Below are 13,395 nucleotides of genomic sequence, written 5' to 3' on the forward strand. Positions count from 1 at the left end.
CGCCTTAACTGGAAAAGGCGCCCAATGCGCACACTTCTATTGTACCCGCGTTGCTTGCCCGCACGGTGCGTGCGGCGTCAATTCTAAGAAAGAATCTACAGAGCATGTGCGAGGGCGTGTCTAGGCGCCGTTATCAGCGTCTGTGACACCGGGATACCCCGCTATGGCGACCTTGCGCGGCACGCGGCCCGCTGTGTGCGACTGCGCTTCGGCGGATTGCAGCAGGCTCCAGATTTGTTTCCACAAGGCGTCGTATTCGTCCGGCGTGGCTAGGAACGTGAACTCGGCGCAGCCCAGCCGATCACGCTTCCAGTCCGGGTCGGGCGTGGCGTCAAGATAGGCCTGAAAGCTGGTCAGGATCATGCCCGTGAGCAGCGAGAACGCCTGCTGCAGGCCGGCTTTGTCAAGCCCTTCGAAATCGTGGTCGGCGAGCAGGGCGGGCTTGGAGTCGCTGAGCCGGTAGGTCTTCTCTTCGATGCCGTTGACCGACCGCGTGCTGGCGATTTCGATGTAGCCGCCTTCGAGCAGCAGACGCAAGTAACGGTACAGCGACGATACCGGCACATCCGGCAGCGCCTCGGCAATCTGGTGTGTCGTGCGTTCGCGCCGGACGAGCGCCTGAATGATGCGCAGGCGAACGGGATGAACGATCAGCGCGAGGGCTTTGCTGGGCATGAGTCTCTCTTCCGCTGCGTGGTTCAGGGGATGCCGCGTAAAAGGATACCACGTCCCGCCGTGCTGCGGCTTACGTGCCGCTGGCGAAAAACGGTGCGGTCGCGCGGAACAATCCGCGCACGGCGTCGAGCAAGGTTGCGCCGCGCCCAGCCACTGCCACATCGCCGCTGCGGGCGATCAACCGGCTGTTGACGCGCTGGTCGGGCTGTTGGACGGGGTGATACGTGAACAACACCGCCCAATCGCTGCCGAACACGTCGGCGGCGACCGTGAGCATGCGGTTGAGCGCCTCCAGCGTATCGTGGTCGAGCCACTCGTCCGGGCCGTAAAGGGCTGGCCCCCGCTTGCCCATGTCGCCCTCGTACATCCAGTGATGGTTGCTGACCTCTTGCCAGAGGGTTGCCAGCGCCTCGCCGAGCGACGGCTGATCGGTCACGCGCTCCTGATTCGGCCCCCACTCGACTTCCGCGGCCCACGTCACCGCGCCGTCAACGCCGGATGCCTCGACACGGATGTGCGCGTCGGGGTGGCCGCGGCTGACCAGATCGCCGACGACCGCCTGCCAGCTCAGCCATCCGTTGGCGTGACGGAAGACCAGCGGCTCGATCCCGCGCGTGCGGAAGTCATCGTTCATGGTACAGGCTCCATGCGAGGAAGCGGTCGATATGATACTGCGCGAGCTGCGTACCCAAGCCGCCGGGCGGCCCGTCGAAGGCGTGATGGCCCCACGGGATGCGCAGCAGCGCGACCGGCACGCCGTGGCGACGCAACGTCCAACGCAGCGTTTCGCTGTTGATGGCGTACACCAACCCGTCTTTCTGGCCGTGGACGAGCAGCGTCGGCGGCGACTCCGGCCCGGCATGCGTAAGCGGGCTGGCGTCGACGTACTGCTCCGGTACCGCGTCGAGGCCGCCACCCATGAGCTTTTCCACACGCGGGTCGACCTTCTCACCGACCATGGCGAGGTTGGACGGTGCATAAACGGCGATCACGGCGCTTACGCTCGTGTCGGCGTGGTCGCCCGACGCGCGGAACGCAGTCGACAGTGCGATATGCCCGCCGCTGCTGCGGCCCCACAGCGCAATGCGCTTCGGATCGACGCCAAGCTGTGCGGCGTTGCGGCGCACCCAGCGAATCGCCTCGCGACAGTCGTCCATCTGGCCGGGCCATCCGGTCTCGTCGATGAAGCGGTACTGGATATCGATCACGACGTAGCCGGACTGCGCCAGCGTCATGTCGTGCGGCGTGAAGACCCAGCTCTTGTCGCCGCTCGACCACGCGCCGGGGTGAAGCACGATGATCGCTGGCAGCGGGCCGTGATCGGGCGCGACCCATGCCGGCCGATAGATGTCGGCCTTGAGCGCGCGGGTCGGGCGTTCGCAGTACACCACGTCGCGGTCGACGGTGACCATGTACTGGCCCACGCGATGCGCGTTGAACGTCCGGCGCAGCGACCACGGATATTTCTGGCAGCGGGCAAGCGCCGCGGGCTGGATGTGCGTCTCGTAGCGCCGGCCGAGCATCGCCTGCATTTCCGCCTTCATGTTGCGGTGGGCGTTGCGGACGTGCCGCAGCGGATGCGCCGACATCAATGCGCCGGCAGCGCCGAACATATACGCGGACTGCACGCGGGCGCGCCACCCCGCCAGCGCCACCAACCCGCCGACCCCGATCGGCACGGCAGGGAACTCGCTGAGGGCCATCTGGGGTAGCCACGTACGCGCACTCAAGCGCGGCATGAGCGATAGGAGGCCCATACCGGCGCTGGTCAACCCCAGCACAGAAAGTCCGTAGCGGAAAGCGTGACGCATAGATGAGTGAGGATGCTCTTCATCCGATGGTCTCTCTATTGTACACGCGTCTGTGCAGCATGGGGCTCAAAATAGTAATCAGGCGGCGCGAATCCCCCACGAGGCACGAAGACTTAGCCGGATTTACAGACCGTATGCTATGGGCGCTGCCCCAATCCCCGGCAGGAGTTTGCACTCCTGCACCTCCTTACTCGCGGATTTGAGCCGCGTGCGGCTCAAACCCGCAGAGAAGGGAGACCAGAGGGCTTACGCCCTTTGGTCCTCTCAGTTCTGCGGCGTCGGCGTCCGGGTGATCGTCGGCGTGCGCGTGATGGTTGGCGTGCGTGACGGCGTCGCGGTCGGCGCGCGGGCCGTTTGTGTCGCGATGGCGTTGGCGGTCGCCTGTTCGCGGGCCTCTTGTGTCGCCGTGAGCTGTGCCTGACGGGTCAGCGTGCGCTCCACTATCGCCGTCGCTGTGACCGCCGTGGCCGTCGCGGTGGACGAGATCGACACGCGTTCGAGGCCGGCGCGGGCGTACAGCGCCAAGTTCTCGTCGGTGTCCTGCACACGATCGAGCACGCGCTGGTAATCGGTGCGCGCGTTGCCGAGCGAGCCTTGCGCCTCCCACCCTTGTGCGCGCAGCAGGCGAATCTCCGGCGAGTCAAACTCGGCCAGCGCCTGGGTTGCCGCTTCGACGGCATCCGCCGGGAACCCGCGCTCGAGCAGGACGCGCGTGCGCACTTCGCCGTACGCCAGTCGCTGATCGCGCGTGAGGCTGCTTTCGGCCACACGCTGCAGCGCGCTGTTGGCGTCTGCGATGGCTTCCGTGCGCGCCTCCTCGTCCGATACGACCGTACCGGCGACCAGCGCGCGCGCTTCCATCAGGTAGAACACCGAGTCCGGCGCAGCCCGACTGCCCCTCAGCGCATCGGCATCAGCCAGCGCCGTGATGTAATCGCCCGCGGCGAAGGCGGCCTCCATGCGAAGCACCTGCAAGTCGAGTCGTTCGGGCACGATCGACAGCGCAGTGTTGAGGTCTTCCAGCGCGCGCGCATTCTCGCCCTGTTCGAGGTAGAGCGTCGCGCGTTCGGCCAGAATGTCCGCCGATTCGACACCCGGCACGCCGTCGTCGCGCAGGTCGGCATCAAGGGCCGCGGCATACGAGCCGAGCGCCAAGTCCGGGTTGCCTTCTTCGGCGCGCGCGTCGCCCAACCGGCGCAGTGCGCGCGGATCGTCCGGGAAGTACAGGCGGTACGTATCGTTCGCCAGCACCGCGTCGCCCGGCTTGCCGAGCGCCAGCGCGATGTCCATGCGCAGTTCGTGCGCGCGCCGCTCGTACGGGTTGATGTACAGCGCGTAGAATGCCTCGTAATCGGCGGCTTCGTAGTCGCCGCGCGCAGCAGTCCCGCCGCCAGTCGCCTCGGCGCGTGCGAAATAGATTTCGGCACGCAGCATGACGAGGTCGGTATTGAGCGCGAACTCGGGGATACGCTCGGTCAGCGTGCGCGGAATTTCAAGCGTATCGAGCGCGTCCTGATACAGCCCTTGCGCCAAATACGACCGCGCGATGATCAGATAGCCCTGTGCATAACGCGGGTCGAAGTCCAGCGCGGCTTGTGCGCGTTCGCGTGCGACCTCGAAATTCGCGCCACCCCCGCCCCCGCGCGACAATCCACGCAGCAGTTCGGCCTCAGCGAATCCGAGGTCGATCAGCGCCTTGAACTGCGGCCGGTCCGAGGCGGTCGTGTCGGCTTCGAGACGCTCCTCGCCTTCGTTCAGCACGTTGAACGCCTCGTCGAATTTGCCAGCGCGGGCCAGCGCGATGGCGTTGAAGTAGTACTGGTTTGGGCTGTAGTTCCCGCGCGAGACCAGCGCGCGTTCGGCGTCCAGCGTGGGGAGCGCCTCATCGATCATCCCGCGGTCGAGCATCGCCACGGCGTTGGGCATGCCGCCGTCCAACGGGACGGGGAGGTACCGCTGCGTGGGCCGCGGCGTGACGTTGGGTTGTCCCACTGGCGAGATGGTCAGCGGCAGCGTGGGGCTGGGCGTAAACGTCGGGAGGCGCGTGACGTCACGTGTGGCGGTCGGCGTCGGCGTGAAGCCGGGCGTATAGGTCGGCGTATTGGTCGGCGTGCGGCTTGGCACGATGGTGCGCCGGCCGAGGATGATGCGCTGCGCGTCCGGGTTGGTCGCCAGTATGTAGACGGCGATGAACGCCAACGTCAGCACGAAGCCGGCGACCGCGCCCCAAATCTGCGCGCGCAGGCGCCACACGTCGGCCTCGCCAGCACGCCCGCGGCTTTTGACCGTCCACTGCGCGGAAAGCGCCGCGGCGGGCCGTTCTTGCAGGAGGCGCTGGGCGAGAAACTCGGCATCGGCGGCGGCCTTCTCGACAAACGCGCTGTCGGGCACCGGCACGCCGGGGACGTTCGGGTTGATCGCGGGCGGCGTTCCGGCCGGTGCGGGTGTCGGTGCGGCCGGCGGCGGAGCCTCAACCGGGCGCGGCGCGGGCCGGTCGGCCAGCGATTGCAGGCGCTTGACCGAACCTGTTGTGGTCGGTGTGGCGGGCGGTGGTTCGGCGGGTGGCTGATCGCTGAACAGCGCGTCGAGTTCGGCGTCGGTCGGTTTCGGTCCCAGCTTACGGATTCCGCCGGTGGTCGTCGGTGTCGCGGGCGGAAGATCGGGGGCCGGGGCGGGCGGCGCAGGCGGCGAATCGCCATGCGCGGTCGCCATGAGTTTGGCCGGGTCGACACCCAATGCCTTGACGGCCTGCAAGGCGAGCGTGTTGTTCGGCTCGATCTCCAGCGCGCGCCGCAGCGAGAGCAGACGCGCCTTCTTGTCGTCGGTCACGCTGGCGAGAAACAGGAGCGCCTGCACGTCGCGCGGGTTGGCTTGAATCGCCTGCGTCAACAGCCGGCGCGCCTCGTCGAAATTGCGGGCTTTCGCCGCTGCTATGCCTTGTTCGCGCAGTTCGTCGCCGGACATGCCGCCCTCATCGTGCGAGTGTCTCCGCGATTCAGTATAGCCGATCCGCGACCGACGCGAAAATTAAGGCAGAGCCTGCGGAGGCTTCGCCTGTACTCCTCTACAAGGGGCACGCACCCCTTCTCTACCTCACCCCCCAAACCCCCTCTCCATGGCCATGGAGAGGGGGAGTCGAGCAGCGCGAGACGGGGGTGAGGTAATTGGAGCCGGTCATCTGACAACTGACAACTGACCCCTGACGACTGCCCTTTAGCGGCTAGTCCGCCATCAGCACCTTTTCGATGCGATCGAACGCCCAGTCGATGTCGTCTTTGGTGATCGTCAGCGGCGGGGCGAAGCGGATGACATTGTCGTGCGTCTCTTTGCACAGCAGACCCTCGTCCTTGAGAGCCTCGCAGAAGCGCCGCGCGCCGCCCGCCGAGTCGTGCAGTTCGACGCCGATCAGCAGGCCGCGGCCGCGCACTTCTTTGATGTGCGGCGACTCGATCCGGCGCAGGCGGCCCATCAGGTATTCGCCCTGAACGGCGGCGTTCTCGATCAGGTTTTCCTCGACCAGCACCTTGAGCGCGGCGCGGGCGACGGCGGCGGCCAGCGGGTTGCCGCCGAAGGTCGAGCCGTGGTCGCCGGGGTTGAAGACATCCATCACGGCCTTGTCGGCCAGCATCGCGCTCACCGGGTAGAAACCACCCGACAGCGCCTTGCCGATGGTCACGATGTCGGCACGGACGCCGTCGTACTGCTGTGCGAACAGCTTGCCGGTACGGCCGAGGCCGCTCTGCACCTCGTCGGTGACCAGCAGCACGTTGTTGGCCGTGCAGATTTCGCGCACGCGCTTCAGGTAGCCATCGGGCGGGACGATCACACCGCCTTCGCCCTGAATCGGCTCGACGATGAAGGCGACCGTGTTCGGGGTAATGGCCGCGGCGAGCGCATCGGCGTCGCCGAATAGGATCATCTTGAAGCCGGGCGTGAACGGCCCGAAGCCGTCCTTGTACTGCGCTTCCGGCGAGAAGCTGATAATGGAGATGGTGCGGCCAGCAAAGTTGCCATCGCACACGATGATCTCAGCCTGCCCCTCGGGCACGCCCTTGACCTTATAGCCCCACTTGCGGGCGGCCTTGAGCGCCGTCTCGACAGCCTCCGCGCCGCTGTTCATCGGCAACATCTTCTCGTACCCGGTCAGTTCGCACAGTTCCTTCGCCATCAACGGGTACTGATCGTTGCGGAAGGCGCGGCTGGTCAGCGGGAGTTTGGCAGCTTGATCGGTCAGCGCCTTGAGAATCGTCGGATGCGCGTGGCCCTGATTGACGGCCGAATAGGCGCTCAGAAAGTCGAGATAACGTCGGCCTTCGACATCCCACACCCAGATCCCCTGGCCGCGCTCAAGCACGACGTTCAGCGGCTTGTAGTTCTTGGCCCCGTATTTGGCTTCGAGGTCGATGTAGTCCTGCGTATTCACTGCCGATCCTTTGCGTATTGAGACGGTCGGGATGCCCGGGTCTTGGACAGGCGGGTATTGTAGCATGAGCCGCGGGTGAATCGTCAGGGCGCACCCCCGCCGTAAGTTGACCGCTGAACGACGCCGCGATGTTCTGCTATAATGCGAACGCAGGGGAGAGGTCGCATAGTGGACTAGTGCGCTCGCCTGGAACGCGAGTATGGGTAACACCATCGCGGGTTCGAATCCCGCCCTCTCCGCACTTGAATGACGTGACGAGTGTCGAGTCCCGAGTGATCAGGGGCCAGCACTCGTTTTGTTTTCAAGCGCATTAACCGCCCGATCTGCGGCATCGCAGAGTCTGCGTCATAATAGGACCATCGGATTTACACACTGTGGAATTGCGCCGCATCCACCCTATGCGACGGGATACGCAGCGAGGGTTGAGCCATGACTCCTTTATCGCGCGAGCACATCACCCGCGAAGCCCTGCGCCTGATCGACGCCGAGGGCCTCGACGCGCTGTCGATGCGCAAACTCGGCAAGGCGATGGGCGTCGACGCCAAAGCGATGTACTACTACTTCCCCCACAAAGAGGCCCTGATCGCCGGCGTATTGGAGTCGGCGTTCGCGCAGATGGACTTGCCGCCGGTCCTGCAGGGGTCCTGGAAATCACAGCTGCGGCAGATCGCCATCGCGTATGCCAAGCTGGTCGGAGAACATCCGAATCTGCTGCCGTTCCTGATGACGCTCGACGGCTCGATCCCGGTCGTGTTTCAGATTGTCGAACGGATCGTCGCCGCGCTCAAGGACACCGGCCTGAAAGCGCGCAGCATCTTCCAGATCGTCGATCTGTTTGCCAGCTTCGTTCCGACGTTCACGTTGTCGGTACAGCGCGAGGTCAGCACGGCCGAGCAGGTCTATGCGCGGGTCATGGCCTTACCCACAGGCGAGTTCTCTGCCGTGCAATCGCTGCTGAAGGGGTTGTCGATCGAGGAACTGGACGAGGATTTCGAGTATCAGCTCGAGACCGTGCTGCTGGGGATCGAAGAGCGCATCCGCAAGGAAACGATCATCATGCGGAGCTGACGCACTACGCCGTCCCGCTGTCCGGCTTGAGCAGCGCGCGGGCGGCGTCCAGCGCGGCGCGTGACGACTCGATCAACTCCGGGTTGCCGCCGGCGATGCGCTTGCGGAGCGCCGCTTCGAAATACGGGACGGCCTCGGCCACCTCGCCGCGCTCGACCAGAAATTTGCCCCAGTGCTGATAGGCGTAGTCCTCGTACACTCGGTAGCGTTCGCACAGGCTGAGCGCCATCTGCAGCACGTCCTCGGCGTCCTGAATCTGCCCTGCATACTGCAGCGCGATCCCGAGTCGCAGCGTATTGACTGCCTCCAGCTTGCGCAAATTCGCCGAGCGGCACAGCTCGACCGCCTGCTTGAAATACGGGATCGCCCGCGCCGGGTCGGACGACTGCCGGTAGTAGGTGCCGATCTGCGCCAGCATGCGCACCTTACCCTCCGGCGTGCGCAGCGCGGCGAGCTGGTTCTCCGCCAGTTCGATGTGCGGAATAAGGGTGTCGTCGTTGACGATCGGGTCGCGCTGGAAGGGTACGAGCATCGGGGCGGCCTCCCATGGGGTCTCGGTGTCCCACTAGACTACCGCGAATCGCGCCAATGGATGCAGTACAATCGGCGGCATTCACGGAGGACGACTTATGGCGACGCTCGACTTCTTGACCGAACAGCTTGACGATTTGCGCGCGCAGGGGTTGTACAACACCATCCGCACCATCGACAGCCCGATGGATGGCCGGATTGTGGTGGATGGCAAGCCGGTGCTCAACTTCTGCGCGAACAACTACCTCGGCCTCGCGAACCATCCGCGCCTGCGCGAGGCGGCCAAACGCGCCATCGACGCCTACGGCATCGGGCCGGGGGCGGTGCGCACCATCGCCGGCACGATGAGCCTACACGTCCAGCTTGAGCAGCGCCTCGCCGAGTTCAAAGGGGCCGAGGCAGTCATCACGCTGCAAAGCGGATTTACCGCCAACCTCGCCGCGATTCCCTCGCTGGTCGGCAAAGGCGACGTGATCTTCAGCGATGCGCTCAACCACGCCAGCATCATCGACGGGTGCCGCCTCAGCCGCGCACAGATCGTCGCCTATGCGCACAACGACGTGGACGACTTGCGCCGCAAGATCGCCGAGACGACCGAGTATGGCCGGCGGTTGATCGTCAGTGACGGCGTGTTCAGCATGGACGGCGACATCGCGCCGCTGCCGGCGCTGGTCGAGGTCGCCCGCGAGCACGACATTCTGCTGATGGTGGACGACGCCCACGGCGAAGGCGTGCTGGGTCGCGGCGGGCGCGGCATCGTGGATCACTTCGGCCTGCACGGTCAGGTCGACATCGAGGTCGGCACGATGTCGAAGGCGTTCGGCGTGATGGGCGGCATCGTGGCGGGCCGGCGCGAGATCGTCGAGTGGCTGCGGCAGCGGGCGCGCCCGTTCCTGTTTAGCAGCGCGGTGACCGTGCCGGACGCCGCGGCGTGCCTCGAAGCCGTCGATCTGCTCGAAGAATCCGACGAGTTGGTGCAGCGCTTGTGGGCGAACGCCGCGTTCCTCAAAGACGCGCTGAAGGGCATGGGCTTCGACACGGGCCGCAGCCAAACGCCGATTATCCCGGTCATGCTGGGCGAGGCGCCGCTGGCGCAGCAGTTCAGCCGCGCGTTGTTCGAACACGGCGTGTTCGCGATGGCGATCGGCTTCCCGACGGTCGCACGGGGTGCGGCGCGCATCCGCGTGATGAACACCGCGGCGCACACGCAGACCGATCTCGAAGAGGCGCTGGCGGCGTTCGAGGCCGTGGGCAAGCAGCTCGGCGTCATTTAGGGACGTGATGAGTCTTGAGTGCTGCGTGCTGAGGAAGCGCAGAAGCCGCCACAGAGAACGCGCGAGCGCACAAAGACGGCTGATAAGGGCGACCCGCCGCGCCCCCTGACGAACTGTACGTCAAACCCCAACGGAAAGAAACCTCACCCCAAACCCCTCTCCCGAAGAGAGGGGTTTTCGGAATCCTGCGCGTGTCTTGCTCCGCTCTCCTCGGGAGAGGGGCCGGGGGTGAGGTTGGTTTCGGGCCGATGGCGACGGCGGGATTGTGTTGAAATTCCCCGCGTCACCGGACGGGGCATGCCTCGTCCCTGGCACACCGCGACGATGTGCGATGCGCCAAATACCCGCTCTGCTAACTGACGACTGACTGCTGACGACTTTCTCTCACGCCGGCTGATGATGACGCTGCAAACTGCGGACTTTGAGCGGCTTGTTCTTGAGCGCTTTCATGCCTTGCACGCTGGCCGCCGCCGCGCTCATGGTCGTAATGATCGGGATGTTGAGCGACACCGCCGCCGCGCGGATCACCGCGCCTTCTTCGTGCGCCTGACCGCCCAACGGCGTGTTGATCAGCAGGTCGATCCGGCCGTCCGCCATCATATCGACGACATGCGGCGAACCGTCCGCGATCTTGTTGACGCGCTCCACCGGCAGGCCGACGTGCTGCAGATAATTCGCCGTGCCTTCGGTCGCCATGAGCTTGAACCCGAGCAGGTGCAAATCGCGCGCGATCTTGGCGCCCGCGCCCTTGTCGTAATCGTTGACCGAGATCATCACCGTGCCGGACAGCGGCAGCGAGACGTTGGTCGACATCTGCGCTTTGACGAACGCATGGCCGAAGTTACTGGCGTGGCCCATGACCTCGCCGGTCGAGCGCATTTCCGGCCCTAAGCGTGCATCGACGCCAGGGAACTTCTGGAACGGCAGCACGGCCTCTTTGACGAAGAAGCCATCGACGCGCGGCTCTTCGGTGAAGCCGATCTCCTTGAGCGTCTTGCCGGCGGCGATCATCGCGGCGTAGCGAGCCAGCGGGTGACCGGTCGCCTTGCTGACGAACGGCACGGTGCGGCTTGCGCGCGGGTTGACTTCCAGCACGTAGACCACGTCGTCCTTGACGGCGAACTGGATGTTGAAGCATCCCCGTACGCCCAGCGCCAGGCCGATCCGGCGCGTGTCTTCGCGGATGATCTCGAGGTGATACTGGCTGATCTTGTAGGGCGGCAGCACGCACGCGCTGTCGCCGCTGTGGACGCCCGCCTCTTCGATGTGCTGCATGATGCCGCCGATGGTGACCTGCTGCCCGTCGCACAGCGCGTCGACGTCGACCTCGAAGGCGTCATCGAGGAACTGGTCGATCAGCACCGGATGCTCGCCCCACGTAATATGCCGGTCGAGCCAGTCCACGAGCGACGCATCGTCGAACACGATGCCCATCCCGCGCCCGCCGAGGACGTAGCTGGGCCGCACCAGCACCGGATAGCCGATGTCGTTGGCGGCGGCGAGCGCCTCCTCGACGCTGTTGGCCGTGGCGCCAAGCGGTTGGGTGATGTCCAGATCGGCCATCAGCTTGTTGAAGCGCTTGCGGTCTTCGGCGAGGTCGATGGTGTCGACCGACGTGCCCCAGATCGGCGCGCCGGCGTCGGCCAGCTTATCGGCGATGTTAAGCGGTGTTTGCCCGCCGAACTGCACCAGCACGCCATCCGGTTTTTCGCGGTCGATGATATTGAGCACGTCCTCGGCCGTCAGCGGCTCGAAGTACAGGCGGTCGGCGGTGTCGTAGTCGGTGCTGACCGTCTCCGGGTTGCAGTTGACCATGATGGTCTCGAAACCCATCTCCGAGAGCGCGAAGCACGCATGCACGCAGCAGTAATCGAACTCAATGCCCTGCCCGATGCGGTTCGGCCCGCCGCCCAACACGACGACCTTGCGCCGGTCGGTCGGGAACGCTTCGTCGTCTTCCTCGTAGGTCGAATACAGGTAGGGCGTGTGCGCCTCGAACTCGGCCGCGCACGTGTCGACGCGGTAGAAGTTCGCCACGACGCCGAGCGCCTTGCGCCGGTCGCGCACGGCACGCTCGGTCGCGCCGACGATCTGCGCGATGTAGGCGTCGGCAAACCCCATGCGCTTGAGCTGCTGGAAGTCGGCGGCGGTGAGGGTGTCGAGCGTTGCGCCGCGCGCCACCAACGACCGGTGCAGTTCGACGCTGTCGACCATCTGGCGCACGAACCACGGGTCGAAGCGGGTCTGCGCGATGACCTCGTCGGGCGACGTGCCGTCGATCAACGCGGCGGCGACCTGAAACAAGCGGCGCGCGGTCGGGACGCGGAGCGCGGCGGGCGGCACGCGGTCGAGCTTGCTGCCGAAGCCGTCGATCTTGATGTCGAGCGCGCGCACAGCCTTCTGCAGCGCCTCGGGGAAGGTGCGGCCGATCGACATGACTTCGCCCACGGCTTTCATTTGCGGGCCGAGCACGGTGTCCGCGCCCTGGAACTTCTCGAAGTCCCAGCGCGGAATCTTGACGATCACGTAATCCAACGACGGCTCGAAGCTGGCCGGCGTCACGCGGGTGATGTCGTTGGGGATCTCGTCCAGCGTGTAGCCGACCGCCACCAGCGCGGCGATTTTGGCGATCGGGAAGCCCGTGGCCTTGCTGGCCAGTGCCGATGAACGCGACACGCGCGGGTTCATCTCGATTACGTACACTTCGCCGTCGTCCGGGCCGATGGCGAACTGGACGTTCGCGCCGCCTGTTGCCAGACCGACCCGATCGAAGATCATGCGGGCCATGTCGCGCAGGCGCTGGAGTTCCTTGTCGGTCAGGGTTTGCGCCGGCGCCACGGTGATCGAGTCGCCGGTGTGCACGCCCATCGGGTCGAGGTTTTCGATGGCGCATACGATCACGAAGTTGCCCTTCGCGTCGCGCATGACCTCGAGCTCGTATTCTTTCCAGCCGATCAGGCTGAAGTCGATCAGCACCGAATGAACGGGGCTGGCCTTCAGGCCGCGCTCGGCCACCTGCCGCAGTTCGTCGGGCGTATGGGCCACGCCGCCGCCCGACCCGCCGAGCGTGAAACTTGGCCGCACCAGCACCGGATAGCCGATGACATCGGCCGCGCGCAGGGCGTCCGGCACGGTCTTGACGACTTCCGAGGCCGGCGACTTCAGGCCGATCTCGGTCATGGCGTCTTTGAACAACTGGCGGTCTTCGGCAAGCTGGATGCTGGTCATCGACGCGCCGATCAGCTCGACGTTGTGGCGCTCCAGCACGCCGGCTTCGGACAGCGCCAGCGCGAGGTTGAGCGCGGTCTGCCCGCCGACGGTCGGCAGCAGGGCGTCAGGCTTCTCGACGGCGATGATCTGCTCGCAGATCTCCGGCGTCAGCGGTTCGATGTAGGTGGCGTCGGCGAACTCCGGGTCGGTCATGATCGTCGCCGGGTTACTGTTGACGAGGATGATGCGGTACCCCTGCGCGCGCAGTGCCTTGCAGGCCTGTACGCCGCTGTAGTCGAATTCGCAGCCCTGCCCGATGACGATCGGGCCGGAGCCGATGATCATGATGCTCTGGATATCGGTGCGTTTTGGCATGGGCGGGTGGATGTCCCTCGGTGGTTTT

Annotated in this window: 9 protein-coding genes and 1 tRNA gene; 3 read left to right on the top strand and 7 right to left on the bottom strand. The window is 65.6% G+C overall.

Annotation, left to right across the window (positions count from 1 at the left end; genetic code table 11):
• Positions 1-120 precede the first annotated feature (120 nt).
• From IPM16_22575 to rocD, 5 genes are all read right to left on the bottom strand, one after another.
• The gene (locus IPM16_22575) at positions 121-675 is read right to left on the bottom strand and encodes a helix-turn-helix domain-containing protein (protein MBK9125892.1); all 555 of its coding nucleotides are present in this window, start codon (positions 673-675) and stop codon (positions 121-123) included.
• Positions 676-745: 70 nt separating this feature from the next.
• Positions 746-1,309, bottom strand: a complete 564-nt coding sequence (locus tag IPM16_22580; GenBank protein ID MBK9125893.1) for a hypothetical protein — start codon at positions 1,307-1,309, stop codon at positions 746-748.
• Positions 1,299-2,456, bottom strand: coding sequence for an alpha/beta hydrolase (locus IPM16_22585; GenBank protein ID MBK9125894.1), 1,158 nt, complete (start codon positions 2,454-2,456; stop codon positions 1,299-1,301). Before IPM16_22585 ends, IPM16_22580 begins: the two co-directional genes overlap by 11 nt.
• A 294-nt stretch (positions 2,457-2,750) precedes the next feature.
• Positions 2,751-5,450, bottom strand: a complete 2,700-nt coding sequence (locus IPM16_22590; GenBank protein ID MBK9125895.1) for a tetratricopeptide repeat protein — start codon at positions 5,448-5,450, stop codon at positions 2,751-2,753.
• 256 nt (positions 5,451-5,706) lie between these two features.
• On the bottom strand, positions 5,707-6,975 hold the full coding sequence (rocD, locus tag IPM16_22595; protein ID MBK9125896.1) for an ornithine--oxo-acid transaminase: 1,269 nt from the start codon (positions 6,973-6,975) through the stop codon (positions 5,707-5,709).
• 88 nt (positions 6,976-7,063) lie between these two features.
• Between rocD and IPM16_22600 the strand changes: the two genes are divergently transcribed.
• Together IPM16_22600 and IPM16_22605 are read left to right on the top strand one after the other, a co-directional pair.
• Positions 7,064-7,148: transfer RNA gene (locus IPM16_22600), tRNA-Ser, on the top strand.
• 190 nt (positions 7,149-7,338) lie between these two features.
• Positions 7,339-7,977, top strand: a complete 639-nt coding sequence (locus IPM16_22605) for a TetR/AcrR family transcriptional regulator C-terminal domain-containing protein (GenBank protein ID MBK9125897.1) — start codon at positions 7,339-7,341, stop codon at positions 7,975-7,977.
• A gap of 4 nt (positions 7,978-7,981) precedes the next feature.
• On the opposite strand, the gene IPM16_22610 is transcribed toward IPM16_22605, so the two are convergent.
• A complete protein-coding gene (locus IPM16_22610; GenBank protein MBK9125898.1) occupies positions 7,982-8,509 on the bottom strand; it encodes a tetratricopeptide repeat protein in 528 nt (175 codons plus the stop codon).
• A 97-nt stretch (positions 8,510-8,606) separates the two neighbouring features.
• Here IPM16_22610 and IPM16_22615 point away from each other — a divergent pair, with 97 nt between their 5' ends.
• Positions 8,607-9,782 carry a glycine C-acetyltransferase gene (locus tag IPM16_22615; protein MBK9125899.1) on the top strand — a complete coding sequence of 392 codons (1,176 nt, stop codon included), beginning with the start codon at positions 8,607-8,609 and terminating at the stop codon, positions 9,780-9,782.
• 384 nt (positions 9,783-10,166) lie between these two features.
• On the opposite strand, the gene carB is transcribed toward IPM16_22615, so the two are convergent.
• Positions 10,167-13,367 carry a carbamoyl-phosphate synthase large subunit gene (carB, locus tag IPM16_22620; GenBank protein MBK9125900.1) on the bottom strand — a complete coding sequence of 1,067 codons (3,201 nt, stop codon included), beginning with the start codon at positions 13,365-13,367 and terminating at the stop codon, positions 10,167-10,169.
• Positions 13,368-13,395 lie beyond the last annotated feature (28 nt).

This window comes from Candidatus Flexicrinis affinis (assembly GCA_016716525.1).
Classification (GTDB): Bacteria; Chloroflexota; Anaerolineae; order Aggregatilineales; family Phototrophicaceae; genus Flexicrinis; species Flexicrinis affinis.